29 protein-coding genes are annotated in these 25,262 nt (G+C 53.8%); 22 read left to right on the plus strand and 7 right to left on the minus strand.

Annotated elements, in window-relative coordinates; translation table 11 throughout:
- Nucleotides 1-18: 18 nt before the first annotated feature.
- From C8K61_RS16405 to C8K61_RS16510, 21 genes are all read left to right on the plus strand, one after another.
- Complete coding sequence (locus tag C8K61_RS16405; RefSeq protein WP_108097485.1) at nt 19-6,981, plus strand: DUF637 domain-containing protein; 6,963 nt, start codon at nt 19-21, stop codon at nt 6,979-6,981.
- Entirely contained in the window at nt 6,978-7,268 is a 291-nt protein-coding gene (locus C8K61_RS16410) for a hypothetical protein (RefSeq protein WP_108097484.1), read from the plus strand. The genes C8K61_RS16405 and C8K61_RS16410 overlap by 4 nt, the downstream gene beginning before the upstream one ends.
- Before the next feature lie 431 nt (nt 7,269-7,699).
- Nucleotides 7,700-8,146: a DUF2247 family protein gene (locus C8K61_RS16420; RefSeq protein ID WP_108097482.1), complete on the plus strand. Its 447-nt coding sequence runs from the start codon at nt 7,700-7,702 to the stop codon at nt 8,144-8,146.
- A 190-nt stretch (nt 8,147-8,336) separates the two neighbouring features.
- Complete coding sequence (locus C8K61_RS16425) at nt 8,337-8,819, plus strand: hypothetical protein (protein ID WP_108097481.1); 483 nt, start codon at nt 8,337-8,339, stop codon at nt 8,817-8,819.
- A 206-nt stretch (nt 8,820-9,025) separates the two neighbouring features.
- Entirely contained in the window at nt 9,026-9,322 is a 297-nt protein-coding gene (locus C8K61_RS16430; RefSeq protein WP_256589464.1) for a transposase, read from the plus strand.
- A gap of 91 nt (nt 9,323-9,413) precedes the next feature.
- A complete protein-coding gene (locus C8K61_RS16435) occupies nt 9,414-9,926 on the plus strand; it encodes a hypothetical protein (protein WP_108097480.1) in 513 nt (170 codons plus the stop codon).
- Between the two features lie 198 nt (nt 9,927-10,124).
- Complete coding sequence (cdiI, locus tag C8K61_RS16440) at nt 10,125-10,478, plus strand: ribonuclease toxin immunity protein CdiI (RefSeq protein WP_108097479.1); 354 nt, start codon at nt 10,125-10,127, stop codon at nt 10,476-10,478.
- Nucleotides 10,479-10,574: 96 nt separating this feature from the next.
- Entirely contained in the window at nt 10,575-10,799 is a 225-nt protein-coding gene (locus tag C8K61_RS27275; protein ID WP_371920002.1) for a polymorphic toxin type 43 domain-containing protein, read from the plus strand.
- Between the two features lie 38 nt (nt 10,800-10,837).
- Nucleotides 10,838-11,344, plus strand: a complete 507-nt coding sequence (locus tag C8K61_RS16450; RefSeq protein ID WP_108097477.1) for a hypothetical protein — start codon at nt 10,838-10,840, stop codon at nt 11,342-11,344.
- Between the two features lie 25 nt (nt 11,345-11,369).
- Nucleotides 11,370-11,522, plus strand: a complete 153-nt coding sequence (locus C8K61_RS27280) for an HNH/endonuclease VII fold putative polymorphic toxin (protein ID WP_108097476.1) — start codon at nt 11,370-11,372, stop codon at nt 11,520-11,522.
- Entirely contained in the window at nt 11,512-12,153 is a 642-nt protein-coding gene (locus C8K61_RS16460; RefSeq protein ID WP_108194999.1) for a hypothetical protein, read from the plus strand. Before C8K61_RS27280 ends, C8K61_RS16460 begins: the two co-directional genes overlap by 11 nt.
- Before the next feature lie 149 nt (nt 12,154-12,302).
- On the plus strand, nt 12,303-12,653 hold the full coding sequence (locus tag C8K61_RS16465) for a hypothetical protein (protein ID WP_218277819.1): 351 nt from the start codon (nt 12,303-12,305) through the stop codon (nt 12,651-12,653).
- A 257-nt stretch (nt 12,654-12,910) separates the two neighbouring features.
- The gene (locus C8K61_RS16470; RefSeq protein WP_108097474.1) at nt 12,911-13,276 is read left to right on the plus strand and encodes a hypothetical protein; all 366 of its coding nucleotides are present in this window, start codon (nt 12,911-12,913) and stop codon (nt 13,274-13,276) included.
- A gap of 134 nt (nt 13,277-13,410) precedes the next feature.
- Nucleotides 13,411-13,635 carry a hypothetical protein gene (locus C8K61_RS16475; RefSeq protein ID WP_108097473.1) on the plus strand — a complete coding sequence of 75 codons (225 nt, stop codon included), beginning with the start codon at nt 13,411-13,413 and terminating at the stop codon, nt 13,633-13,635.
- Between the two features lie 191 nt (nt 13,636-13,826).
- Nucleotides 13,827-14,513 carry a transposase gene (locus tag C8K61_RS16480; protein ID WP_108097472.1) on the plus strand — a complete coding sequence of 229 codons (687 nt, stop codon included), beginning with the start codon at nt 13,827-13,829 and terminating at the stop codon, nt 14,511-14,513.
- 230 nt (nt 14,514-14,743) lie between these two features.
- Nucleotides 14,744-15,493: a hypothetical protein gene (locus C8K61_RS16485; RefSeq protein WP_108097471.1), complete on the plus strand. Its 750-nt coding sequence runs from the start codon at nt 14,744-14,746 to the stop codon at nt 15,491-15,493.
- 294 nt (nt 15,494-15,787) lie between these two features.
- Nucleotides 15,788-16,141, plus strand: a complete 354-nt coding sequence (locus C8K61_RS16490; protein ID WP_146174298.1) for a hypothetical protein — start codon at nt 15,788-15,790, stop codon at nt 16,139-16,141.
- A gap of 68 nt (nt 16,142-16,209) precedes the next feature.
- Nucleotides 16,210-16,758, plus strand: coding sequence for a transposase (locus C8K61_RS16495; RefSeq protein WP_256589466.1), 549 nt, complete (start codon nt 16,210-16,212; stop codon nt 16,756-16,758).
- 335 nt (nt 16,759-17,093) lie between these two features.
- Nucleotides 17,094-17,417 carry a hypothetical protein gene (locus C8K61_RS16500; protein ID WP_256589468.1) on the plus strand — a complete coding sequence of 108 codons (324 nt, stop codon included), beginning with the start codon at nt 17,094-17,096 and terminating at the stop codon, nt 17,415-17,417.
- 151 nt (nt 17,418-17,568) lie between these two features.
- The gene (locus tag C8K61_RS16505) at nt 17,569-18,024 is read left to right on the plus strand and encodes a hypothetical protein (protein WP_146174299.1); all 456 of its coding nucleotides are present in this window, start codon (nt 17,569-17,571) and stop codon (nt 18,022-18,024) included.
- Between the two features lie 158 nt (nt 18,025-18,182).
- Nucleotides 18,183-18,698: a hypothetical protein gene (locus C8K61_RS16510; protein WP_108097468.1), complete on the plus strand. Its 516-nt coding sequence runs from the start codon at nt 18,183-18,185 to the stop codon at nt 18,696-18,698.
- A gap of 21 nt (nt 18,699-18,719) precedes the next feature.
- Here the strand turns inward: C8K61_RS16510 and C8K61_RS16515 are convergent, their stop codons facing one another.
- The 7 genes from C8K61_RS16515 to C8K61_RS16545 form a co-directional block, all read right to left on the minus strand.
- Nucleotides 18,720-19,373, minus strand: a complete 654-nt coding sequence (locus tag C8K61_RS16515; RefSeq protein WP_108097467.1) for a potassium channel family protein — start codon at nt 19,371-19,373, stop codon at nt 18,720-18,722.
- 116 nt (nt 19,374-19,489) lie between these two features.
- Nucleotides 19,490-20,149, minus strand: a complete 660-nt coding sequence (locus tag C8K61_RS16520; protein ID WP_108097466.1) for a hypothetical protein — start codon at nt 20,147-20,149, stop codon at nt 19,490-19,492.
- 83 nt (nt 20,150-20,232) lie between these two features.
- Nucleotides 20,233-21,552: an OprD family porin gene (locus C8K61_RS16525; protein WP_108097465.1), complete on the minus strand. Its 1,320-nt coding sequence runs from the start codon at nt 21,550-21,552 to the stop codon at nt 20,233-20,235.
- Nucleotides 21,553-21,708: 156 nt separating this feature from the next.
- A complete protein-coding gene (folE, locus tag C8K61_RS16530; protein WP_108097464.1) occupies nt 21,709-22,254 on the minus strand; it encodes a GTP cyclohydrolase I FolE in 546 nt (181 codons plus the stop codon).
- Nucleotides 22,255-22,382: 128 nt separating this feature from the next.
- Nucleotides 22,383-22,940, minus strand: coding sequence for a Smr/MutS family protein (locus C8K61_RS16535; RefSeq protein ID WP_108097463.1), 558 nt, complete (start codon nt 22,938-22,940; stop codon nt 22,383-22,385).
- Nucleotides 22,941-23,000: 60 nt separating this feature from the next.
- Nucleotides 23,001-23,321, minus strand: coding sequence for a hypothetical protein (locus C8K61_RS16540; RefSeq protein ID WP_108097462.1), 321 nt, complete (start codon nt 23,319-23,321; stop codon nt 23,001-23,003).
- 173 nt (nt 23,322-23,494) lie between these two features.
- The gene (locus C8K61_RS16545) at nt 23,495-24,088 is read right to left on the minus strand and encodes a cysteine hydrolase family protein (protein WP_108097461.1); all 594 of its coding nucleotides are present in this window, start codon (nt 24,086-24,088) and stop codon (nt 23,495-23,497) included.
- A gap of 184 nt (nt 24,089-24,272) precedes the next feature.
- Here C8K61_RS16545 and prmB point away from each other — a divergent pair, with 184 nt between their 5' ends.
- Nucleotides 24,273-25,187, plus strand: a complete 915-nt coding sequence (gene prmB / locus C8K61_RS16550) for a 50S ribosomal protein L3 N(5)-glutamine methyltransferase (protein WP_108097460.1) — start codon at nt 24,273-24,275, stop codon at nt 25,185-25,187.
- Nucleotides 25,188-25,262: the final 75 nt, after the last annotated feature.

Here is a 25,262-nt window from a genome sequence, read left to right on the forward strand (position 1 = left end):
CCGGCTGGAGTTTTATGCATGGACGTTCGTAGCCCGTTTTTCCAAAACATCGCCTGCATTCTTGCCGGTGTGATGTTCCTCAACCCCATCGTCAGCACCGCCGCGGAGCTCACCGTGGACGCCGCAGCGGGCGGCAACACGCAATTGGGCAGCGCGCAGAACGGCGTGCCGGTGGTGAACATCGCCACCCCCAACGGCAGTGGTTTGTCCCACAACAAGTTCACCGACTACAACGTCGGCCAGCAGGGGCTGATCCTCAACAACGGCACGGCCGCGTTCAACCAGACCCAGTTGGGCGGGGTGATCCTCGGCAACAGCAACCTCAACGGCCGCGCCGCCACGCTGATCCTCAACGAGGTCACCGGCGGCAACCAGAGCCAGCTCAAGGGCTACACCGAAGTTGCCGGGCAGGGCGCCCACGTGGTGGTGGCCAACCCCCACGGCATCAGCTGCGACGGCTGCGGCTTTATCAATACGCCGCGCGCCACCCTCACCACAGGCACCCCGGTCATCGATGGCGGGCGCCTCGACCATTTCGACGTCAACGGCGGCGCCATCAACATCGAAGGCGCCGGCCTCAATGCGACGAACATCAGCCAATTCGACCTGATCACCCGCAGCGCCACCCTCAACGCCGAACTTCAGGCCCAGCGCCTGAACATCATCGCCGGCCGCAACCAGGTCGACGCCACCACCCTGACGGCCACCGCCAAAGCCGACGACGGCAGCAGCAAACCCTTGCTCGCCATCGACAGCTCGGCCCTCGGCGGCATGTACGCCGGCGCCATTCGCCTGGTCGGCACCGAAGCCGGGGTAGGGGTGAAACTGGCCGCCGACATGGCCGCCAGCGGTGGCGATATCAACATCGACGCCAACGGCAAACTCACCGTCGCCCGCGTGGCCAGCGCCGGCAGCGTGACCGCCAACGCCAAGCAGGTCGAACTGACCGACACCCTCTACGCCAGCAACACCGCCGGTTTCACCGCCGAGCAAATCGACATTGCCAGCAGCCTGGCCAGCGGCGCCAACCTGACCCTCAACGGCGCCGTCATCAACAACAACGGCAGCATCGAGACAGGGGTAAAAACCGACGGCAGCGGCAACGCGGCTGCACTGCTCGACCTGCAGGGCGGCACGCTGAACAACAACGGCAGCATCAGCTCCCAAGGCAGCCTGAACACCGACCTGCAACAGCTCAACAACCAGGGCAAAAAGGTGCTCGCCGTGGGCGATGCCACGGTAAACGCCGCCAGCATCGACAACCGTGGCGGCCAACTGGTCGCCCAGCAAACCCTGACCGTCACCGCCGACAACCTGAACAACCGCGCCGGCACCATCGCCAGCAACAAAGCCCTGAGCCTGACCCTGGCCGATACCCTCAACAACAGCGCCGATGGCCTGCTGCTGAGCAAAGCCGCTGCCCTGACCCTGAGCGCTGCCACCCTCAATAACCAAGGCGGCACCGTACAGGCCGACGGCGGCGCAGTGACCGTTACCACCAGCGGCAGCCTCAACAACGATGGCGGCCGCATTGCCGCCACCCAGGCCGGGCAAACCGTCACCGCCGGCGCCATCAGCAACCAGGCCGGCAACCTGCTGGCCAGCACCACCCTCAAGGTCGACGCCGCCAGCCTCAACAACCAGGGCGGCTCGCTGGGCGCCAACCAGATCGACCTCGACCTGAGCGGCCACCTCAACAACGACAACGGTCTGCTCGAAGCCACCACCAACCTGCTGCTCAATGCCGACAGCCTGAGCAACAACGGCGGCAAACTGCGCGCCCTCGGCAGCAGCGGTGAAAGCCAGTTCGTGCTCGGCGGCCTGTTCAACAACGATGGCGGCCTGGTCGAAGTCGGCAACAGCAAACTCAGCCTGACCAGCGCCAGCCTCAGCAACCAGCGCGGCAGCGTGCGCCACCTCGGCAATCAATTTGCCCTGGCCCTGGCCGACGTCGGCAACGCTGGCGGTAGCTTTGTCACCCAAGGCGAACTGAGCCTGGACGTCGCCAACTGGACCAACACCAGCCAACTGCAAGCGCAAAAAATCAGCCTTACCGTCGGCACCTTCACCCAAACCGCCAGCGGCAAATTGCTCTCCAAAGAAAGCATCACCGCCACCGGCGACACCTGGCAGAACGACGGCAGCATCGAAACCGATGGCGATCTCAAGCTGACCCTCACCGGCGCCTACAGCGGCAACGGTGCCTTGCTCAGCCAGGGCGACCTGAGCGTGGTCGCCGCCAGCGTCGACACCGGTGTGGACGCGCAGTGGAAGGCCGGCGGTGCAGCCGACTTCAGCGTCGGCGGCAACCTGGTCAACCGCGGCAAAATCAGCGCCGCGCAAAGCCTGCTCGCCCGCGCCGCCAGCCTCAACAACTACGGCACCTTCGGCGCGGCCACCACCCTGCGCATCGAAGCCGCCAGCCTGCGCAACGACGGCGGCCTGATTTTCAGCGGCAGCGACATGGCGCTGCGCACCGACAGCTTCACCAACCGCCTGGCCACCGTGTACAGCCTGGGCGCCTTGAGCATCGCCAAAAACGACCAGGACGAAGCCGCCACCCTGGTGGAAAACCGCTCCGGCACCCTCGAAAGCAGCGGCGACCTGAGCATTCACGCCACCGCCGTCAACAACATCCGCGACGTCCTTACCACCACCCAAAGCAAATACAGCGCGCGCATCGCCGAGCTGCCGTGCAGCCGCTACTACGGCGCCGGTGACTGCGACGGCAAACGCAACGGCGTGTGGGAAATCGAAGAGTTCGACCGCCTGGCCGTCAGCGCCGACAGCACCGGGGCCTCCTTCCTCACCGCCGGCGGCAAGCTGGACGTGCGCGGCACCACCCTGACCAACCAGAGCAGTTCGATCAGCGCCGGCAGCGATCTCACCGTGCGCGTGGCCAACCTGCAGAACACCGGCATCGATCCTGGCGAGGTGCGTACCTACCGCGTGTTCCGCTCCGAACGCACCGAAAACATCGGCAGCTGGCAGCGCGAAGCCGAACAATTCACCGCCGCCTACTGGAACAAAAGCAGCGTCGACTCCAACAGCCTGACCGCCGCCCTCAACCACTTCATCGGCCGCACCGAGAAAGAGACCGAAAGTTTCCGCAGCATCACAGCCACCCCCAGCGGCGACCTCAGCTACTCCGGCATCATCCAGACTGCCGGCGCCGTCAACATCACCGCCCAGGCCGGCTTCGACAGCAGCGTGGTACGCCCGACCTTCGCCTACGTCGCCGGCGGCAACACCGCCGACACCAGCGCCACCGGCAGCAACATCGCCACCAACATCAGCATCAACCCGCAACTGCCACCCGACAGCAGCCACCAAGCGGTAACCCTGCCAACCTTCAACCTGCCGCAAGGGCAGAACGGTCTGTTCCACGTCAACACCGACAGCAGCCACCCGTACCTGGTGGAAACCAACCCGGCGTTCGCCACCCTGCGTGGCTTCTTGAGCTCCGACTACCTGCTCAACATCATCGGCTACAACCAGGACCTCACCCAGCGCCGTCTCGGCGACGGCCTGTACGAACAGCGCCTGGTGCAAGAAGCCATAGTCGCGCGCACCGGCAAACGTTTCCTCGATGGCCTGGCCTCGGACGAAGCCCAGTTCAAATACCTGATGGACAACGCCATCGCCAGCAAAACGGCCCTCAACCTGGTGCCCGGCATTGCCCTAAGCGCCGAACAAGTGGCCGCACTGACCCACGACATCGTATGGATGCAGGAACAGGACGTGAACGGTCAGAAAGTACTGGTGCCGGTGCTGTACCTCGCCCAAGCCAACGACCGCCTGGCCCCGACCGGCGCGCTCATTCAAGGCCGCGACGTCGCCCTGATTTCCGGCAGCACCCTCAACAACAGCGGCACCCTACGCGCCAGCAACACCCTCAGCGTCAGCGCCAACAGCATCAACAACAGCGGCCTGATGCAAAGCAACGAACGCCTGTCGCTACTGGCCACCGACAGCATCCGTAACGCCAAAGGCGGGATCATCGCCGGCAAAGACGTCAGCGCCATCGCCCTGACCGGCGACATCGTCAACGAACGCAGCGTGACCACCCATGAGTCCGCCAAGAGGGGCTTCGAGCGACGGGAAGACTTTGTTGATAGCGCGGCGGGGATTGAAGCCAGCAATGGGCTGACGCTGTCGGCTGGGCGCGACATCGTCAACCAGGGCGGGAATCTGAAGGCTGGTGGCAATGCCGAACTTAGCGCTGGGCGGGATCTGTTGGTTGTTAGCCAGAGTGAGAGGGATGTTGCCAATAACAGCAATCGCAAGGGGTATAGCAACAGAGATCAAGCTACCCAATACAGCGCTGGCATTGAGGTCGGTGGCGACCTGAGCGCTAAAGCCGGCCGTGATTTGGCCATCGTTGGCAGCACCGTTAAAGCTGGAGGTGATGTGGCGTTGCAGGCAGTGGGCGATGTGACCATCGCTTCTGCGGCAAACGAAAACCACCTGGATGCCTACCGCAAGAGCGGCGGCAAAAAGGTCACTCGCAAAGAGGACCATGTACAGCAGGTTTCTAGCGTTATTGAAGCGGGTGGTGATCTGAAGATCGCTGCAGGTAACAACCTAGTCGTCAGCGCTAGCGACCTGAAAGCCGTTAATGAAGCTTACTTATATGCGAGCAACCAGCTAGCGGTGCTCAGCGCGGAAAACTCGGATTACAGCCTCTATGACAAGAAGGCCAAGGGCTCCTGGGGAACCAAGGAAGCCAAGCGAGATGAAGTCACCGATATCAAAAATATCGGTTCCAGTATCACCACCGGTGGTGACCTCACCCTGGAAAGTGGCAGCGACCAGCTTTATCGCAAAGCCAAGCTGGACAGCGGTGGTGACTTAGTTCTCGACAGTGGCGGCGCCATTTCTTTCGAGGCTGTCAAAGACAAACATCAGGAAAGCCACGAGGAAAGCAGCAGTAGCTGGGTTTGGACCAGCATGGAAAACAAGGGCAAGGTTGATGAAACCCTGCGCCAGAGCCAGCTTTCCGCCAAGGGCGAAGTACTGATCAAAGCCGTCGAAGGGCTACATATCGACGTTAGGCAGATCAACAAAGAAACGGTCAGCCAATCCATCGACGCGATGGTCAAAGCCGACCCGAGCATGGCCTGGCTAAAAGAAGCAGAGGCACGCGGCGACGTCGATTGGCGTCAGGTCAAAGAGCTCCACGACAGGTGGAGCGACAGCCACTCCGGCCTGGGCGGGCCGGCGATGATCATCATCATAATCATCGTGACCTACTTCACCGCAGGCGCAGCGTCTGGCTTGGTCGGCTCTGCCGCCGGCGCAACTGCAGGTTCAGGTACTGCCATGGCCGCGGCCGGTACAGCAAGCGCATCTGCCGTAGCCGGTGGCGCGGCTGTGGGCTCCACAGTGGCCGCAGGTTGGGCCAACGTCGCCGCAACCGCAATGCTGACGTCTGCCGCCGGCACCGCCACCGTAAGCACCATCAACAACAAAGGCAACGTGGGTAGCGCGCTGAAAGAGACGTTCAGCAGCGACAACCTGAAAAACTACATGGTCGCTGGCGCAACTGCAGGCCTTACCGCAGGGGTTTACAACGAGTGGACAAGTACTCAGACGGGGCCGGCTCCGGCAGCGACTAACGCCACCAATGGGGCTATGGCTAATTCGGGGGCGGTCACCGTTTCTAACACTGCTGGTGGTTTGAGCAGTTTGCAGGGCGTGGGCCAGTTCGCCGCGAACCAGGCTCTGCAGAACACCACGTCAGCAGTACTTAACAAAGCTCTGGGCCGTGACGGAAGCTTGGGGGATGCGCTGCAAACGTCCTTAGCCAGTACCTTTGCCGCCGCAGGTTTTAACCTGATCGGCGACATGACTGCGGCGGATAAATGGGACCTAAAAAACGGAAGCCCGGCGAAGATCGCTCTGCATGCCGTAATGGGCGGTTTAGCAGCAGAGGCTGCGGGCGGGGACTTCAAAACTGGCGCGTTGGCTGCTGGTGTTAACGAGGCAGTGGTGGATGCCCTGGCGAAGCAGTATGTCCAGATGGATCCTGAGCAAAAGAAAAGCTTGCTGGTAATGAACTCTCAAATAATTGGGGTTCTTACAGCAACGGCACAGGGGGGCGATGTCAACGAGGTGCAGACTGCCGCGTGGGTTGCAAAGAATGCGACGGAATACAACTTAACGGCCCATTGGAATGAATTCGAGGAGCAATATGACGCCTGTAAGAAAGACGCTTCGGGGGCAGGATGCGCTACCGTTCTCAAAGTCGCCGGAGTCTCCAGCCAATCATTGGGCAACGTGGCCCTTAACAAAGATGCCAATGGTGTCATAGTCAGCTACACGTTGCTGGATGATGCAGGCAAGCCCTGGATGATAATGGAGCCTACGGAGTACAAGATGTATGTCGCTGCTGCTCCGGCCATTCAGGAGGGTTATAAAACCGCTCCCCAATGGCAGCTTAATTATTCATCTGTACTTCTTTACGCACACCACGGAGACACCGAAAAAGCCCTCGAGAATTATGTTTTCATGCTTAATGATCCAGGTTATCAACAGGAAGTTATCCTAGGCTTGGCGCTGGCGGGGATGGGAGGGATAGCGGGGGGAGTAAGAGGAGCGTCAGGTTCGGCTTTGATGAAGGAGGAGCTGATCTCGAGTTTGCCTGCAGGCACTAAAATCACGCCAGGAAATGTGGTTGATATCCGAAAGTTACCGGATGGTCGAACCGTGTGGTTGGAGGAGGGTACGGATGCTGCTGGGTTGCAACATATCTATAAGCGGCATGAAATCGATTTTGTCAATAAAGGCATCTCACGAGATGACATTCCAAATGTGGTTATGAACGCTCTTGAGCATGGAACAGTGGTCGGCACCAATGGTTCGGCGAACGTGTATCGCCTCACATACAACGGTGTTGAACAAAATATTGCAATTGGTGTTAGCTCTAACGGATTTGTGGTTCGAGCTAACCCGGTTAGTTCTTGGAAGCCTTTACCATGATTAAACTAAATCTAGTCAGAGAATACTTAGCAGGGCCGATATTTTGCCCGGATATAGATAGAATGGGGCACGTGGATATAGACGATTTACCCATCTCTCAGAAGCTTAGGGTGCGAGTCGGTAAATGGGATAGCGTATATCAAGCAACTTTTAATAGTGACTATCCTCCCGAGTCTGGTTTTTCTACGGCAGAGGCTGAACTTCAGCATGTCGCCGAGGGGCAACAGTTAGCCATAATGATGCAGCAAGAACTTGAAAGTGGTTACATCGTCGAATACTGTCCATAAAGAACGAAAAGGAAGATTGGGAGCAACATGTTAAAGGTATGAATCCTGGCGGGTTTTCCATATCTGAGAAGTTGAAGGGGCTGAGCGTAAAAAGGGGACGGATTTATTAAACAGCGTAAAAAGGGGGCGGATTTATTAAACGACTCTAATTTTTTGCAGTCGGCAACGCTCGAGGAGGAGCTCGAAAATGCCTAGAGTGGCAAGGGTGGTTCTGGCGAACTACCGTAAAAAGGGGACAGGTTTATTAAACGACTCTAATTTTTTGCAGTCGGCAAAGCGAAAAGGGGACAGATCTGTCCCCTTTTTTTCTTTGTCCCCTTTTTTTCTTGAATGGATTGTTGATGAAGGGAATGTAACTCATCGACGCTTTATTCCGGGCGGGAAAGTTACGGGGCTGCCTAACCAGGTTCCCAAAAAATAGGAGGAAAATAATGTCTCCGTTCAAGACATTGATTGAATTGGGGTTGATGAGCTGGTCGACGGCTGTTTTGGGGTTTAGAAGAGGGTGGGTAGAAAGAAATGAAATTTTTGATTACGCTATCAGTCAGCTTGCGAGCGACGATAATACTGAAAACATGGATGTTGCTGTTATTGCTGGTGGGGAATATCTAAGTAATGAAGAACTCCTCGGGTTGATGTTAAAGCAGGCAGGAACATCAGATGATATTTCTGGGTTGGATAAGTGGAGGCTAGCTTTTTTATTAAATGTTGAAATGTCAGGCGGCTCCGACGAAGATAAGGTGAGTCGACTTCAGGAGATCTATGCGGGTTTCGACTATCCAGAAGATATGACTTCGTGCAGTATATATTCTAAAGGTAATGAATCTCCGCTTGTGGCGATGCATAATCTTGTTAAAGCGTTAAGGGGGCGGTTTTGAATGGCACTTACTTAACCGCCTTCGGATGCTGATTCTTCCTAACTTCGGAGCGAAAAGGGGACAGATTTATTATTCAACTCTAAATTAGAGCAACTTAATAAATCTGTCCCCTTTTTTCCTTGGAGAAAAAAGTTGTTCCGGCGAAAGTTTTAAGAGAGCTAGGTTTTAAAGCTAAAGGGAGTAATCAGCCATGGTAGTCGGAGATATTGAGTTAGTTGCTTTTGAAGTTGAGAGATTTTCAGTTGGTGAGGGTAAGGTTTTCATTTATATACTTGGTCGAAAGTACGGAAATAATAAATTTAATTATGACTTGCTTGAGCTGTGTAGAGGTTTTGAGTTTGAGTTGCAAGGGCAGAGAGAATATCCTGCGCTGTTAGATTTTTCTTCTGAAGAGATTTTAGAGCTTCGAGAGTGTGTGCTGACAGATTACGAGGAAGTGGTGTGCGAAAAATATAAAAAACACGAGGTGTCCGATGAGGTAATAGATAATATTTTCTTTTATTCTCCTATATATATATTCGATGCCTGCGGTGTTGCTTTAGTCCAAGGTTCAGTTCAGGAAAAGTTGCATTTTTATGATGATGTGGGTGGTAGTGTATGCCTGCTGCTTGAAAAAGGATTTTACTATAAGTTAATTCTTGAATTGGTTGATTGCATTAGATCTGACGCCTGATGACTGCGATTCAGATAGGACGGAATAGGGACAGACCACGTTTTTCGCTTCTCCTAATACGAGTAGTCCATATTCTGTAATTTTAAATATAGGAAATAAGGTGGAGCAGCAGCAGGCCCCTAATATTGGAACCGAATATTGGAACCGAATAGGGGACAGACCACGTTTTTCGATTATGAATATAAAGATAGGAAAAGGATTTCCCTATGCCACGTCGTGCCAGGTTGCTTATTCCGGGTGTACCGCTTCATGTGATCCAGCGCGGGAATAATCGCGGGGCATGCTTTTTCTCGGACGACGACTATGTGTTTTATCTAAAACAACTTTTCGAACAAGCCCGTCAGCACGGTTGCGCTATACATTCATATTGCTTGATGACCAATCATGTCCACCTGCTTCTGACACCCTCTACAGAGCACAGTGTAAGTCGAATGATGAAGGGTTTGGGTCAGCGCTACGTTCAGTATGTAAATAGAACCTATCGCCGGACGGGCACGCTATGAGCGAAAAGGGGACAGATTTATTAAATTGCTCAAATTTAGAGTTGAATAATAATGTCCTCTTTTTTTTCTTTCCCAGTTAAGTGGGCAGCTGATGCGTACTCTACCTATAAAGATATGGCATGAATTCCAGTCGGTAGTGGCAGCTTTTAGTGATGAAACGCCTTTGAGGAAAGTTCTTGAAGTTATTTTGTTTTGGGTGAGGAGCAATCATAAGTATCTTACAGGGGAGCCGTTTTTGGACTATGGGGTAGATGGTTTTGCAAAGTTAGATGAGAGGGAGATCCCAGTTGAGTACTCTTCCTTTAAGGTAAGTGATTTAATTAATTTCAAGAGTGTTGTTTTGAAGCGTCAGGCTAGAGATACAGAGTCGATTGCGAGGTTTTTACGCGATACAGTCGAGGAGTTGGCGACTGTCGAAGTTGATGAAAAATGCCCCAGCTGTGAAACTGATGGAATGCGTGCCTTTATAGGTAAGTATAATGGTTTGTTGGCTTATCAGTGCAATGTCTGTGGGTTCTCCCACTATTCAAATGGATCTAGGGTCGAGAGCGGTGGATTAGAGTTTGCGAGTGAAAGGCAGTTGCGAGAGTTTGGCCTGATTTAAAAAAGGGGCAGCTTTATTAGGCTGCTCTGGCAGAAAAGGGGACAGATTTATTAAGTTGCTCTAATTTAGAGTTGAATAATAAATCTTTCCCCTTTTCTACGCCTTTTTCTAGTTGTGGGAGGAGTCATTTTTAGAGTTTATTTAGATAGCAAGACGGAGGTTGTGACCAATTTTCATCCGAAATAAGGTGGTGTTTGTATGGAAGAGTTATTTGGGCAGCCATATAGTGAGTCGGATCCATACAGGATTGTTAAGGGCTATTTTGACAGAATGTATAATGATGGGTGTTTTTTAGAAGCGATTGGATATATCGTGAAAAAGTGGGGGTTCAGTACAGATGGCGCATGCTGTAATTTTCCAGATATGAATAGCCCGTTTGATGAAGAGCATTTTGATGGGGTCGAGTTTTCCTACGGGTTTTCACTCAGTACCGAGAATACAATCATTATTAGCGACGCAGTTCTATCTGAGTGCATTCGACTGGCCTGTGAAAAATACCTTCGACGCCATCCTGAAGATCTCGCGAAAGTAAAAAAACTTTTGGATGGTTAAGTTTCCAGATAGCTGCGGCAGAAAAGGGTTCAGATTTATTAAGTTGCTCTAATTTAGAGTTGATTAATAAATCTGTTCCATTTTTCTATTAAGCCGATTGACTTAATTTTTGATCCGGTTACTCAGAGATTTATCATGGGGGGAAATAACTTAGGGCATGACGGAATACTAATGGCAGGAAAAGTCCCGTCTTCTGAAAATATCGTAGGCGGCGGTATTTGGAATGAAGGTGGTGTACTTAGAACGTACGAGTGGAGCGGGCATTACGGTATGAATTGGACCCCTGCGCTGCGTGAGCAATTTAGTGTGTTTATGAAATAGCGTGGTGTAAATGTTGTTCACACGCCGGGAATAAATAAATGAAAGATACGCTGCTTGCCGCTCTTCGAAGCGAGCTTTCTACTCTTAATCTGAAATGGAATGATGCATTCATATATGGCACCTCGCAGAAAACGCAATGGTTGCCAATTACGGTATTGTTTGGTGAAAGAATAGCGTTGGGGGTTTCAACTAATGCATTTTGGATGCGCAGTACGGCAACCGGAATACTGGAACTAGATGATGGCGACTCTTGTGTGTTTTTTTTGCCGGTGTTGGAAGCAAGTTTCGAGCAGTTTCAACTACGCGTTCTAGAAGGCCTTAGGGGCCACGGAATGTCTGATGATTTTTTCAAAGCCTTCCCATGTGAGCGCTTGGTAGTTGCTGGCTTAAAAAGTGAAAGTGAGTACTGGGTGAACATGGCAATGAAGTGGATAGAATGCATTCCATCGTCTTATGTTTTAAAGGAAGAATTGATTAGGTTGAGTGAGAGTGGTGTAACTCAACGTATACGGCACGACTCGAAAAAGCTGGCGAGGCGGATGTAAGCTATAAAAGCGAAAAGGGGACAGATTGAACCACCCCCGATTTCTCGATCTGTCCCCTTTTTTCGTTTTTTCTGTAGTTATACGAGACGACGCGGGAGGCCACGACTTTGGAGACGGGAACTCTCAAAATCGAGGGTCGCACTTTAATGACGAATCGGGGAGTCACTATGTTTACTGATATTAAATTACTGGTTTCCAGTGACGTTTCAGATACGAACGAAGTACTACATATACCTTCGTTAGATAGGCGTGAGTGGAAAAATATATCGGCTGCAAGTTTTTTTGTTCCTGAGCGCTCATTCGAGTCAATAGTTAAGGTCTTTAAGTTTTTGGGGTGTCGCTTAATGGATGGGCGCCCCGGCTACGAATTTATTCTGCTCGTGGGGAATGAAACCTGGCAGCCAAATTCGAGAGTGGTCAAGTGCAGAAAGTTGTGGGGCGCTATAAAGTTTAATGGTATAGATATTCCTGAGGAAGTAAGATTTCCAGAAGTTTGCTTGGAGGATGCCAAAGGTTTGAAGTTTTATGGCGGTGCAAGATTGACCTGTGACCTATATGATATTGCAGTTAAAGTACTGTTCGCTGAACGCGCTTCCTACATTGTTGCTGTGCCTAAAGGGTTGGATTTAGATGATCTCCTCATAAATGGTTGGAGTGGGAAACTGCAATCCGATATAGAACTAGTAAAATTCGTTTCGAGCAGGAAAGGTCTGGTTTTAAAGAGGTTTGGAGATTTTGACGATCCAGAAGGTGGCTTTATAGCGATTGGTGATCCAGAGGTTATTGCTGAGCTTAAGGGGGGGGCTTGATTTTTCGCGATGATTAAAAGGGGGGGAGCGAAAAAATAGCGGAAAAGGGGACAGTTTTATTAAGTTGCTGTAATTTAGAGTTGAATAACAAATCTATCTCCTTTCCTATAGTGGCGGTGTAATTCGTCCGACTAAAAAGGAACTCTGAAATGTTGCATGAAGAGCGCGTAACATATGAAACCCTTAAGTTATGGGCTTTGGAGTGCTATTACGAGGGGTGCCGAGATCATGCGGTGATGAAGGGATGGCCTCACGAGCAAACCTTGGCTTATGTTGATTATCAATTTGAAAGTGTATTTGAACGCCCCGTGGAGGATTTAATGTGGCGTGTCATCCTTTTGGTTTTATCTGGTGGGTGGGACAAAGATTGGTATTTTCGTGCGCGCCAAATGATCCAAAATAAAATTGTTAAAGATGGAATTGATAATGTTCTGGTCGGGGTGCCTCCGAGCGAGGCAGAGTTGTTTCGACACGATTTGAAAGTTTTGAAACTGATATGAAATTGTTGGTAAGAAAAAGTGTGTTAAGAGAACGAAAAGGAGAATGACAGAATAGGGGGGGGCAGATTTATTAAGTTTCTCTAATTTAGAGTTGAATAATAAATATGCCCCCTTTTTCTCCGTCCCCAGAAGGCAGTTGAAATGCAAACTAGACTTAGCAATTTTATTAGAAAGGCAGACAATCGACCTCCGGGGTCATATCCAAACACCTGGAGCGATGTTGAGTATGTGCGTGAACTATTGAGGGGCATTGGATAATGCACTCAAGCGCTAAGGTATTTGCTGGTTTTGTGGGTTGGTTGCTCTCTCTGCGGCTTTTGTCTGAGGGGAAGCTACTTGAAATACTTGAAGAGTTTGATGGTGTTCAAGGGGTTGTAAAAAGCAATTTGTATATATCGGCATACGAGGAAATTGCTCGATACCTTGCCCATCTTCGATCGCTTGAAGAAATGATCTGCTTTGTTGAGTCGAATAGTGAAGTGTTGAGCGAGTTGCCAGCGGAACAGTATTATTTTATTGAGGCTGTAGTCGATGTATACGCTGTCAATGGGCTAAATGTTTCGAGGTTGATTAATGTTTCACCCGATAAATACAGGGAGTATTTGATTAAACGCTTTGGGTGATTAGTGCAAAAGAGCGAAAGGGGGACAGATTTATTAAGTTGCTCTAGTTTAGAGTTGAATAATAAATCTGTCCCCTTTTTCTTGAAAGACGGCTCAGGTACCGTTCGCCTTGTAACAGGAATTCCGGCAAAAAAATGAATATATTTCGCGAAAATGATGTCGTTCTTCTCCGGGAAGGGGTTGAGGCCAAAATAATTACTGGAGATGAAGTATTTATACCTGAAGGAACGGAAGGCACGATTGTTATTGTGCATGGCAATGCTGATCAGCCTTTGGCTTATGAGGTTGAGTTTTTCGTTCCCGAGCAAAAGAATTTTGCTCTAGCTACGGTGGATGCAGGTTTAGTACGAAAAGTCTGATTGTTTTTGGGGTGCAAAAGGCGCCGGCGAAGCGAAAAGGGGACGGATTGAACCACTCCAGATTCCCCGGACAGTTTATTCATGGCCTTGAACTTCAGCGAAAAGGGGACAGATTCGAAGTAAAAAGGGGACAGATTTATTAAACGACTCTAATTTTTTGCAGGCGGCAACGCTCAAGGAGGAGCTCGAAAATGCCTAGAATGGCAAGGGTGGTTCTCGCGAACTACCCGCATCACATCGTTCAGCGAGGCCACAATCGTCAGTTGGTTTTTGCTGAGGCGGCGGATTACCAACGGTACATTGTGGATTTACGTGAGCTTAAAGAAGCGTTTGGCATAAAGGTCTACGCTTATTGTTTGATGAGTAATCATGTACACCTTTTACTCGCCCCCGGCGATTCGATTGCAGGTTTGGGTCAGTTCATGAAAACGCTCGCGGCTCGTGCAACCCGCTACCGTAATAAGCTGGAAGGGCGGACCGGTACGTTGTGGGAGAGCCGGTACAAATCGAGCATTGTGCAGAGCGATAGTTACCTCCTCGCCTGTTGTCGCTACATAGAGCTAAATCCCGTGCGTGCGGGAATGGTAGAAGACGTTGCAGATTACCCATGGTCTAGTTATGCGGTTCATGCCCTGCAAAATGAAAGTTGGATAGATTTTGATCCTTGCTTTTGTTCATTGGGAAGCACGCCGGCCGAGCGAAGTCAGCGCTACGTTGAGTTTGTTCGTCAGTCCATTACTAGCGGCGAGATAAAGCTGATAAAAGAAGCTGTACAACGAGGGCAGCTCACGGGAAATAACAGATTCGTTGATGAGGTAGAGCGGATAGCAGGGTTGCGAATTGAACAACGAGGTCGGGGGCGACCAAAGTTAGAGTAGTTTAATAAATCTGTCCCCTTTTTCCTATGGAGATTTCTAGAGATAAACTGGTGGGTGGTGTGAGAAGATATATTGCATAGAACAATTGGGCTCCGATCTGCTTCTGAGGCTCCTGTTTACTGGGCTACATTCAAGGCTAAAAAGTCTGACATAATAACCAGTGAAAACTCTCGGGACTGGATACTTAAAAGTCCTGAGTACGGTCTGTCTGGTTTGTGCGAGATAAAATAATGGACACGTCAGCTTGGAGTTCCGTTGGTAGCAGCGATCAGGAGAGGCGGCAGCGCAATTGGTCGCTATTCGCAAACTACTTAAAAACGCGCCTGGTAGATCATCCCGATCCGGACGCGTACTTATCCGCCGCCTCTGATTTTTACCTCAGAGGTGAGTTGCCTCAGGCGAAGCAACGTCAGCTCCTGCACCTGCGAGCGCCGCATCTGTTCGCTCTGCATCCGAGTCTTAGTGTTGATGCCGCAAGGGAAATTATTACGCTGACGGAGGAGGTTGATCACGACCTTCGCGGCTCGTTTTTTGTTTACTATTTGTATCCTAAGAGCTATTACACTTTTTTTGAGCGTGAGGCGCTGGATCCTGCGATTGGCAGTATTGTTATAGAGGCTTACTACGGGCGTGATTATGCAGAGGCAGCAACATTAAGAGGCTTTGACCCCAAGCAGGAAGCCGCTCGTGTTGCCGATCAACTTGTTGAAGAGTTATGCAATTGGTGGAAGCAAGAGGTTGATTGTCGCTGGTATCCAGCAGTTGGTCTGATCCCGTTTTTAATCGGCGCATTTGAATATATTGATCTGAATCATTTCTTCAATTCAGACTACTTCAATGGTTGGCTGGCGGATAATGTGAACGATACGGTTTTAATGGAGGCGTCCTCTGAGCTGAATTATTTTTCCAGTCAGTTCAAGAAAGCCCTTTCTTTGAGTAGGGCGTCGGACGAAATAAAGAGCTTTTATTTGAGTCGCTAGGCGTGAACAGGAAAAGGGGACAGATTTATTAAGTTGCTCTAATTTAGAGTTGAATAATAAATCTGTCCCCTTTTCTGTCCCCTTTTCGCTAGAGGTGGACGCTGCGTGGAATAGCCCGAACAAAATAATTTCTGGAGATAGATGGACGTCTGTAACTCCCTCCGGTGTAAAAGTCACAGGATTTTTAGTACCCCGAGCTACCGTGTACCCCATATTTCAAGAGCCTTAGAGACTAAAGCGATGTATTTAAAATTTTATTATGTGAGCCCTGGGTTAAATGATAGGGGAGAACGAGTGCTGTTTTGGCAAGGTTCTTTCGAAGGTGATAAGGGCCAGAAAGAGCGTTATGAGCGGTATATTTGCAATACGTTACCCGCTGTTGCTCAGACAGATAGAGAGTGTGCACAGCTATTAAGCTATTTGGAAATGGCCGAGAGAGGGGAAGGGGAGTACGAAACAGGTGGCAACGACGTCACGTTGACCATTACAAAAACGGGCGTTCAAGTAGATATAGAAGCTAACGAGGATTGGATAGCTCAGAAAGAGGGTTTTTTCTCCCTGGCCGACTGGTGGGCAGCAGTTACCGGATGGCAAAAATTCATAAAAATGGATTGCGATTTAAAAACATCTGTAGATGTAGAGTTGTGATCAGAACCGAATAGGGGACAGGCCACGTTTATCGATTATGAATATAAAGATAGGAAAAGGATTTCCCTATGCCACGTCGTGCCAGGTTGCTTATTCCGGGTGTACCGCTTCATGTGATCCAGCGCGGGAATAATCGCGGGGCATGCTTTTTCTCTGACGACGACTATGTGTTTTATCTAAAACAACTTTTCGAACAAGCCCGTCAGCACGGTTGCGCTGTACATTCATATTGCTTGATGACCAATCATGTCCACCTGCTTCTGACACCCTCTACAGAGCACAGTGTAAGTCGAATGATGAAGGGTTTAGGTCAGCGCTACGTTCAGTATGTAAAAAGAACCTATCGCCGCACGGGCACGCTATGGGAAGGGCGATTTAGGTCCTGTCTGTTGCAGGAAGAAAATTATGTGCTGGCCTGTTATCGATATATAGAGCTAAACCCGGTAAGAGCCCGGATTGTCGAGCACCCAGCGGAATACCAATGGTCGAGTTACCGGATCAATGCACAGTCGGAGCCTTCAGTGTTGGTTAATCCCCATTCGATCTACACGGCGTTAGCCACGGAAGGAGTATCTAGTGCAAAAAAAACTATAGAGAACTATTTGCGCTTAAATTAGATCCAAAACTGGTGGAGCAAATTAGATGCTCAACTAACGGGAATTACGCGTTGGGAAGCACTCGATTCTCTCAAGAAGTAGAGGAGGCTTTGGGGCGTAGGGCGAGCCGAGGTAACCCTGTTAGGCCGAAAATAGACAAGTAGAAAATGTGTTAGAAAACGTGGTCTGTCCCCTGTTTCGCGTACGGGGCCGTTGAGTGCGAGAGACTTACAAGTCCTTGGCTTAAAAGATTTGTCGAGTAAGCTAAGCGGTCAAGCAGGACGTGAAGTTAATTTCATGATTTATGACTCTGCGGCAACAGCCGCAAGTCGTGCCCCAAGTGTGATGTTGCCAAAATGACTATGTCGTATGATCTATATGGTGCGAAAAGATTAAGTCTCCTGTCGGCGAAAGATGATGTGGAAAAAGCGCTAGGGAAAGTTTTCGAAGAAAGAGATAGTTCTTATCAAGGCGGTGTTTACTACATGTGGGGCGTAAGCGATTCCGAGAATTTTATTTTAAAGTTAAATGTTGATCCGTTTGACGGCGATCCAGCAGAGCAAAAATACCCGGAGCATAAGATTTTGCTCTATATAAATGCTACAGAGTGCTCTTCTGATATAGAAAAGGCAATGAGGAAAAATTCTAACTTTGAATTGCTTAGGCGTGAATTTTTTTAAAGATATCTGGAGCGGATTGGGCAGATTTATTAAGTTGCTCTAGTTTAGAAGTAAAAAGGGGGCAGGTTTATTAAATTGCTCTAATTTAGAGTTGGATAATAAATCTGTCCCCTTTTTCTCCTTTTTCTATTTTAATGAGAGGTAATAGAGTGTGCATCTTATAACTGAGGCGGGAGGATTAGCATTTAACCCTGCGAAAATGCTTCCAAAAGAAGGGGTTTTCGATTTTTTAATTCGGTGCGAATTTGACGAGATGTTTTCCAGGTTTCTAGATGAGGAGTTTAAGTGCAGATTTCACAGAGAGGACTTTAGAAGGCTCGCCGTTTATCTTAGGGCTCATATCGCACAGCTGTTATCTGGGATGGGGGGTGAAACTTCTCCGTATCTGCCGCTAGAGGGCGATATTCAGATAACCTGTCTAGATGGCGAGGCAGAGAGTCAATTGGAGGGCTATTTATCCATCGTGATTATGTTTAATTGCGGGAAAAAAGACGAGAGTTCGTCAAGTGCTTATTTTGGTTTTGAAAGCGTAGTTGATTTTTTGTCGGTTCAAAATTTTTGTAAGCAGTTAGATGAATTTACAGCGAAAAGAGGACAGATTTATTAAGTTGCTCTAATTTGGAGTTGAATAATAAGTCTGTCCCCTTTTTTCTTTATTAACTGCAGTTCTAACAATTGGCTCTCTGCGGCAAGAACGCTCTGGTGCACGCGACCCTACCTACAGCGATAATGCCGCCATTCATGCACCTCCCAAGGCCGCCACCCATGCCCCGTTTTTGTACCGCCCTCGGCGTTCTCTCCCTGAGTCTTGTGCTAACTGCCTGCTCCACCTTCACCTACAACAACTACCAAACCGATATCGCCGCCGTGCAACCTATCGACCTGGCCCAAAACGCCCCTGCCACGTCGGTTATCTACTTCAGCACGTCGTCCACGCGGGAAGCCGGCCTTTCCACCCACCGCCTGTTGCTCGCCACCCATCTGGATGGTCGCCTGCTGGCCGGAGCTGCTACGGCCACTCCAGTACGCGGGTTTCAGGCGTTGGAAGTGCCAGCGGGCACGCATTCGCTGCAATGGTGCTGGCTGTCGAAGAACGCCATGGGCCCAGGCGGCGAGCGCTGTGGGTTCAAGGCTGAGAACGTCGAGTTCAAGGCTGGGCAGCGCTACCGGGTGAGTTGGAGCAATGCCAAGGCGTTCGAGGGGCAGGTGACGTTTGTGCGGATCAATTCGCTGATTGAGAATCTGGATAGCGGTGAGGTGGTTTTTCGCCAGGAGCAGTAGCGGCTGTTGCTGCTGACGGGGTCAGCGCTTGATCACCGTCAACGCAATCAACCGCGACACCACCAACGCCAGGTACATGACCCCGACGAACTCTTCGATCATCACCAGCGAGCGCGCCATTGGCGTCAGCGGAATGATGTCGCCCAGGCCCACACCGGACAGGGTGGTGAAGCTGAGGAACAGCAGTTCCATCCAGGTGCGTGCGGCGTCGGGGTTGAGCAGAGCGCCGAAGCTGCCGGGCAGCAGCAGTTGGCAGAAGGTGTAGAGGTGGGCGAAGGCCCAGGCCAGCAGGGTGAAGGTGGCGCCGACGGCGTAGATCTCATCGGCGGTGGCGCGCTGGTCGGCGTTCATGTAGGCGATCAGGCTGCCGGCGGCGTAGAAGTAGAACAGCCCTTCGAGCAGGGAAATCACTACCTCCAGGCTGAGCGTCGGCATCAGTTGGTCGAGCACGGAAAGGCCCAGCAGCAGCGCGGCCAAGAGCACGGCAATCCAGGTGTGGGTCGAGCTGCGATTGACCACGTGCAGGGCCATGCCCAATACCACCAAACCAAAGGCGCCGAACCCGGCGCGGCCCAGGGCGGTGTCTTCCATCCAGGGGTAGAGCAACACGCCGAGCAGTTGCACGAGCAGCAGGCCGGCGGAGGGGTGACGGTAGAGGAAGGAGCGGGTGGACATGGCTGGCCCTGACAGTGGTGAGGCGGTTTAGAAGCAGACACTCAGGCGTGGGGAAACGCTCAGGCAAAACGCTCTGCCGGCGGGGGAGTGCCGGCCAAACGATGGATCAGCACAGCCTACAGGGGCGGCAGTTGCAGCGCGCCATTTTGCTCGCGGATCGGCGTGCCGGTGGCGTCGGCCTGGCAGCCGTTGGCGTCGCAGCGGTAGTGCCGCAGTTGCAGTGCCGGCTCCGCGCTGGCCGGCTTCTGGCTGACGATGGGCAGGCGCACCTGGCCGGGTTCGCTGCCCACCTGCAGGCTGTCGCAGCCGCTCCAGTAGCCCAGCAAGCGGTAGGCGTTCGGCCCAGGCTGGGCGCCGTCGAAGGGTACCAGCACCAGGCTGCCCCAGCGTTGAAAGGCGCCGCTTTTGCCGAGCCCGCTGTGGGTGAACTCCAGGCAGATGCCCCAGTTTTTTCCGGCGCTGCTGACGCGGTAGGCGCTCAGGGGTGACCAATCGAGCTCGGGCAGATCCTTGCCCTGCTCCTGCCAGTGCAGGGGCTTGCCATCGACACGTTGCAGTTGACCTTGGTCGAGCTGGATGCGCAGCTCGGCGATATCGATTACGCAGCCCATCGGCCCGCAGCCACGGTCGAGGGGGATGTCTTGCAGGTCTACGGCTTGCGCGTTGCCACGCAAGGCGTCGCGCAGCTCCGTGGCGTTGCTGACGCTGGCCGCGTGGGCGTTGCCGAACAGCAGGCTCAGAACAGGAAGTAGCAGGGGGCGCAGGATCTGGCGCAAAACGGACGTCCTTGTGGGCAGGTTTCAAGAGCAAAACACCCGGCTATTTTGCGAAATTAGCCGGGTGTTTTGCCAGCCCCCATTCAGTGGCCGCCGAGTACATCCAGGGGATATTCGGCCACCACATACAGACGGTCGATATCGCGTCCGGCCTGGGCGTCGTTGCTGCGGTGGGTGACGTACGACAGGCTCAACGCCAGGTCTTTGGCAGCGCCCGATTGCACCCGGTATTTGCCTTCGATATCACGCTCCCAGTGTTTGCCGCCATCGCCCTGGTTGGGCACGTAGCTGCCCAGTTCGGCATCGTAGGGGTTGTAGGCGCCACCTTTGGGCGCGTGGCTGCCGTCGATATCGCTGCCGCGCACGTAGCGGGTCATAAAGGTCAGGCCGGGGAGCAAGGCCTGGCTCAGGTCGAGGTCGTAGCGCAGTTGCCAGGACTGTTCATTGGCGCCGTTGAAGTCGGCGTACTTGATCGAGTTGGCCAGGTAAACAGAGTCGCCGCCGACAAAGTCGAACGGCGTGTCGCCGCTGATTTTCTGGTAACCGAGGCTGAAGGCCTGACTGCCGATGCTGAGTTTGCCCAGCAGGCTGACAGCGGTGGTGTTGATGGCGCCGGCGCGTTCGGCGCCTGAGCCGAGGGTGCGGTACAGGTTGGCGTCCCAGTTCAGCCGGCTGCTGTCGCTCAGGGTTTGTTGCAGGTGCAGGTTGCCGTAGTACTGGCGCCAGGTGTCGCTGAGCTCGCCCACGTACAGGGCGCCGCCCCAGGTGTGGTTGGCTGCGCTTTGGATGCCGAGCAGGCTGATGCTTTGGTTGCGGGTGGAGGCGCCATAGCCGTCGAAGTCGCTGCGCGACGAGCTTTCGTCCTGGTTTTTGAAGGCGCTGAAGTGTCCGGCGGTCCAGCTCAGGTCGCTGCCGGCCAGGCCCTGCAGCAGGGCGCCGGTGGCGTATTCGGGTTGCAGGCGTTTGTCGGCGGTGTCGAACACCGGGGTTTCCACTTCCATTTCGCCGAGCTTCAGCTGGGTATCGCCTAGGCGCAGTTTGAGCGCGCCACCAGCGCTGGAATACTCACCCGCTGCCTTGCCGGAATCGCCTACCGGCAGCAACCCGGTGCCGGCGCGGCCTCCGCCGCTGTCCAGGCGCAGGCCGACAAAGCCGTGAGCATCGACGCCCACGCCGAGCAGGCCAGGTGTGTACCCCGACTGGAAACGCCCGATAAAACCCTGTGCCCATTCGCGGTTGTAGCTGTCGCCGTTATGGCCGGTGCGGGTGTCGTTGTTGAGGAAGAAGTTGCGGCTGAGCACATTCAGCGTGGCATCGCTGAACAGCGCCGGGGTGTCGGCGTGCACCGCGGTCACCCAAGTGGACGCCAGCAAGGGCGCGCAAAATAGCAAGGTAGGCCGCATGGGAAGGCTCCGCTGGGAAAGGCAGGAGTATCCCGGCGCACGCCATTTGGTGATTGAAGGTATGTGCTTTTGTAGGGGGGCTCTATGCGCACCAGGAGGTGCCCCGACAAACACAAAAAAACCGGCACACGGCCGGTTTTTTCAATTTCGCAGCGATCAATTGATCAAGCTGAGGAACTCACTACGGGTGGCGGCGTTCTCGCGGAATTCGCCGAGCATCACCGAGGTCACCATCGAGGAGTTCTGCTTCTCCACACCGCGCATCATCATGCACATGTGCTGCGCTTCGATCACCACGGCTACGCCGAGGGCACCGGTCACCTGTTGTACGGCTTCGGCGATCTGGCGGCTGAGGTTCTCCTGAATTTGCAGGCGGCGGGCAAACATGTCGACGATACGCGCGACCTTCGACAGGCCCAGCACTTTGCCACTCGGAATGTAAGCCACGTGGGCTTTACCAATGAACGGCAGCAGGTGGTGTTCGCACAGCGAGTACAGCTCGATGTTCTTGACCAGCACCATTTCGCTGCTGTCGGAGCTGAACAGCGCGCCGTTGGTGACTTCTTCCAGGGTCTGTGCATAACCGCGGCAAAGGTACTGCATGGCTTTGGCGGCACGTTTGGGCGTGTCGAGCAGGCCTTCGCGGGAAACGTCCTCACCCAGTTGGCTGAGGATCGCGGTGTAGTTCTGTTCCAGAGACATGGATCTACCTGTAAGGCATTGGTAATTAAGCAGAGACGCAGGGTAGGGCGCTGGGCTTAACCTTGCAAGCGCACAGCACGCCAGCAGCAGTCTGTTATGCAGCCATTTTCCGAAGGAACGGTGGGTTTTTACTCGTCGCGGCCATCCATCATGGTGCGTTTGAGCAGCACATAAATAGCGCCGGTACCGCCGTGTTTGGCCAAACACGAGGTGAACCCGAGCACGCCCTGGTGCTGACGCAGCCAGGTGTTCACATGGCTTTTGATCATCGGCCGCTTGCCGTCCATGCGCACCGCTTTGCCGTGGGTGACACGCACGCAGCGAATTTCCAGCTTGTTGGCTTCGGCAAGAAACTCCCAGAGGGTGTCGCGGGCTTTTTCCACGTTCATGCCGTGCAGGTCGAGGCTGCCTTCGAAGCTCACCTGACCCAGCTTGAGCTTGCGCATCTGGCCTTCTTGCACGCCATCGCGAGCCCAGTACAGCGGGTCTTCGGCGCCGACGTCGATAACGAACTGATCAGACAGACCGTCGACCCGGGTGACGCCTTCAGAGATGGTCGCCGCCTGGCGCAGGACCTGCACACGGGCGCGGTCGGCCTTGGGTTTGCCGGTCTCAGCGCGGTCGTGCTGGATGGGCTTGATGCCGCGAGTTTCGGCTTTGAATAGGGAAAAATCGTCGTCTTGCATGGGAGGTCTCCGCGAATAGGGCCTAGTTTACCCATTCAGCGGTGGCCGTTCACGGGTGGATTAGTCGTGCTTCTTCATCAGGTGTGGCGCCAGGGCCAGATCACTCGGGCGGCGCAGACGGCGACGGCAGCGGCGCCAGGCGACCACGCCCAACCACAGCAGAAACAAACCGAAGACAAGAATCACCGTGGCGTTGCCGGGTGTGTCATTCAGCCCGCCAAGGGCCGGCGGGTGGCCGAACAAGGTGGCAGCGCCGGCCATTGCCAGCAGAATGCCAAGCATGGCGAACAGCGCCGAAAGCGCGGCGGCGAAGCGCCAGCGCCAGCTCCCAGGACCGCGTGGGCGCAGGCGACGGGCGTCGAAACCATCAGACAATTTCATTGCGCTTTCCTTTCAGGGTGTCGGCGGTATGACCGATACACGTCAGCAACGTTCACTCAGGGCCCCTCCAGACCCTGTGAAAACTGCTGCGCTCAGTCTGGCGGCGTTAGAAACAGCGCCTGGACCCGCAAATGGGGCCCAAGGATCGCACCCTGAGCCGCGCCGGGGTTGCCTCAGATCAAGGCTTTGGAATGGCTGACCAGGGCGGCGAAATTGTCCGCCAGAATCGCCATTTCGGTCCGATGCACTTCAGCGGCGCTGATCACGCCGTCGCCATAGGGCAGATCGCGGGTGGCGCAGGCACCATCCACCAGGGTGCACCGGTAACCATAGTCTTTGCAGGCGCGCACGGTGGTGCTGATGCTGGAGTGGGTCATGAACCCGCAGATGATCAGGTCAAGGCGGCCGATGGCTTCCAGACGGGCATGCAGGTCGGTGCCGGAGAAGGCATTGGGCAGGCGTTTTTCGACGATGGTTTCGCCCTGCAGCGGCGCCAGCTCGGGCATGAAACGGCCACGTGGCCCCTGCGGGTCGAGGAAACCGCCGGGTACACCGAGGTGTTTGACGTGAACGATTGGCGTGCCGTTGGCGCGGGCGGTTTCCAACAGGGCGGCTATTTCGGCGATGGCGGCGTCCAGGCCGGGCAGGGGCATGGCGCCACTGCGGTATTCCTCTTGCGCATCGATGATCAGCAGGCAGGCATTACTCAAACTGGCCGGCGCGTAACTGCGGCCGGTGAGCTGGAGTAAGGTTTGCGGTTGGGACATGTCTTGGCTCCTGACAGACGCGAATTGGCGCCATTGTCACCCCACAAGCGGTGGCTGTGAATCTTTTTGCTTGTACGCGTGTGCTACCCCACGGATTGCGCTGGCTGCACGCCTGCTGCAATAAACCAACCGAGGCTCAGGCGCCTTCGGCTAAACTGCCGGCCTCGACTTTGGAGATGCCGCTGTGACCGTTTCGACTTCCCGTTTGCGTACCCTGCGTGACCACATTCGCTGGGCTGTCAGCCGTTTTCATGCCGAGGAATTGTTCTTCGGTCATGGCACCGACAACGCTTGGGACGAAGCGCGGCAGCTGGTGCTGGGCGCGGTCCACTTGCCTTGGGAAGTTGCCGACGCCTACCTCGATTGCCGCCTCGAAGACGACGAGCGCGACTACCTGCACACCCTGCTCAAACAGCGCATCGAAGAGCGCGTTCCCACTGCTTATCTGCTCGGCGAAGCCTGGTTCTGCGGCCTGCCGTTTATGGTCGATGAGCGCGTGCTGATTCCCCGTTCACCGATTGCCGAGCTGATCCAGCAACGCTTCGGTCCTTGGCTGCCGGGTACCCCGACACGCATCCTCGACCTCTGCACCGGCTCAGGTTGCATTGGTATCGCCTGCGCCTACGAGTTCGAAGGCGCGGAAGTGGTGCTTGCCGACCTGTCTTTTGAAGCGCTGGAAGTGGCCAACCAGAACATCGAGCGGCACAGCCTTGATGATCGCGTGTACACCGTGCAGGGCGACGGCTTTGCCGGGCTGCCGGGGCAGCGTTTTGACCTGATCGTCTCCAACCCGCCCTACGTCGACGCGGAAGATTTCGCCGACATGCCGGCCGAATACCACCACGAACCGGAGTTGGGCCTGGCCTGCGGCGACGATGGCCTGGACCTGGTGCGGCGCATGCTGGCCGAAGCCGCCGACCATTTGAGCGAGCAGGGCGTGCTGGTGGTGGAAGTGGGCAACAGCCAGGTGCACGTGGAAGCGCTGTACCCGGAGGTGGACTTCACCTGGCTGGAGTTCGTCAATGGTGGGCACGGGGTGTTCTTGCTAACTGCTGAGCAGTGCCGGCAGCACCAGGCGTTGTTTGCCGCGAAGGTTTAACCGCGTACGGAATGCCTTGTGGGAGGGGCTTTAGCCGCGATGTTTTTAAAATCAAGAGCTCGCGGCTGAAGCCCC

It is taken from the genome of Pseudomonas sp. GV071 (assembly GCF_003050835.1).
Taxonomy (GTDB): Bacteria; Pseudomonadota; Gammaproteobacteria; order Pseudomonadales; family Pseudomonadaceae; genus Aquipseudomonas.

What these genes read in the sequence shown, in the direction of transcription:
- folE (WP_108097464.1), bottom strand. Translation starts at nt 22,254, where the DNA reads ATGTCTCTGGAACAGAACTACACCGCGATCCTCAGCCAACTGGGTGAG.
- C8K61_RS16480 (WP_108097472.1), top strand. Translation starts at nt 13,827, where the DNA reads ATGCCTAGAATGGCAAGGGTGGTTCTCGCGAACTACCCGCATCACATC.
- C8K61_RS16485 (WP_108097471.1), top strand. Translation starts at nt 14,744, where the DNA reads ATGGACACGTCAGCTTGGAGTTCCGTTGGTAGCAGCGATCAGGAGAGG.
- C8K61_RS16465 (WP_218277819.1), top strand. Translation starts at nt 12,303, where the DNA reads ATGTTGCATGAAGAGCGCGTAACATATGAAACCCTTAAGTTATGGGCT.
- C8K61_RS16450 (WP_108097477.1), top strand. Translation starts at nt 10,838, where the DNA reads ATGAAAGATACGCTGCTTGCCGCTCTTCGAAGCGAGCTTTCTACTCTT.
- C8K61_RS16460 (WP_108194999.1), top strand. Translation starts at nt 11,512, where the DNA reads ATGTTTACTGATATTAAATTACTGGTTTCCAGTGACGTTTCAGATACG.
- C8K61_RS16510 (WP_108097468.1), top strand. Translation starts at nt 18,183, where the DNA reads ATGCCCCGTTTTTGTACCGCCCTCGGCGTTCTCTCCCTGAGTCTTGTG.
- C8K61_RS16430 (WP_256589464.1), top strand. Translation starts at nt 9,026, where the DNA reads ATGCCACGTCGTGCCAGGTTGCTTATTCCGGGTGTACCGCTTCATGTG.
- C8K61_RS16495 (WP_256589466.1), top strand. Translation starts at nt 16,210, where the DNA reads ATGCCACGTCGTGCCAGGTTGCTTATTCCGGGTGTACCGCTTCATGTG.
- C8K61_RS16540 (WP_108097462.1), bottom strand. Translation starts at nt 23,321, where the DNA reads ATGAAATTGTCTGATGGTTTCGACGCCCGTCGCCTGCGCCCACGCGGT.
- cdiI (WP_108097479.1), top strand. Translation starts at nt 10,125, where the DNA reads ATGGAAGAGTTATTTGGGCAGCCATATAGTGAGTCGGATCCATACAGG.
- C8K61_RS16500 (WP_256589468.1), top strand. Translation starts at nt 17,094, where the DNA reads ATGACTATGTCGTATGATCTATATGGTGCGAAAAGATTAAGTCTCCTG.
- C8K61_RS16405 (WP_108097485.1), top strand. Translation starts at nt 19, where the DNA reads ATGGACGTTCGTAGCCCGTTTTTCCAAAACATCGCCTGCATTCTTGCC.
- C8K61_RS16535 (WP_108097463.1), bottom strand. Translation starts at nt 22,940, where the DNA reads ATGCAAGACGACGATTTTTCCCTATTCAAAGCCGAAACTCGCGGCATC.
- C8K61_RS16525 (WP_108097465.1), bottom strand. Translation starts at nt 21,552, where the DNA reads ATGCGGCCTACCTTGCTATTTTGCGCGCCCTTGCTGGCGTCCACTTGG.
- C8K61_RS16425 (WP_108097481.1), top strand. Translation starts at nt 8,337, where the DNA reads ATGGTAGTCGGAGATATTGAGTTAGTTGCTTTTGAAGTTGAGAGATTT.
- C8K61_RS16410 (WP_108097484.1), top strand. Translation starts at nt 6,978, where the DNA reads ATGATTAAACTAAATCTAGTCAGAGAATACTTAGCAGGGCCGATATTT.
- C8K61_RS16470 (WP_108097474.1), top strand. Translation starts at nt 12,911, where the DNA reads ATGCACTCAAGCGCTAAGGTATTTGCTGGTTTTGTGGGTTGGTTGCTC.
- C8K61_RS16435 (WP_108097480.1), top strand. Translation starts at nt 9,414, where the DNA reads ATGCGTACTCTACCTATAAAGATATGGCATGAATTCCAGTCGGTAGTG.
- C8K61_RS16515 (WP_108097467.1), bottom strand. Translation starts at nt 19,373, where the DNA reads ATGTCCACCCGCTCCTTCCTCTACCGTCACCCCTCCGCCGGCCTGCTG.
- C8K61_RS16420 (WP_108097482.1), top strand. Translation starts at nt 7,700, where the DNA reads ATGTCTCCGTTCAAGACATTGATTGAATTGGGGTTGATGAGCTGGTCG.
- C8K61_RS16545 (WP_108097461.1), bottom strand. Translation starts at nt 24,088, where the DNA reads ATGTCCCAACCGCAAACCTTACTCCAGCTCACCGGCCGCAGTTACGCG.
- C8K61_RS16475 (WP_108097473.1), top strand. Translation starts at nt 13,411, where the DNA reads ATGAATATATTTCGCGAAAATGATGTCGTTCTTCTCCGGGAAGGGGTT.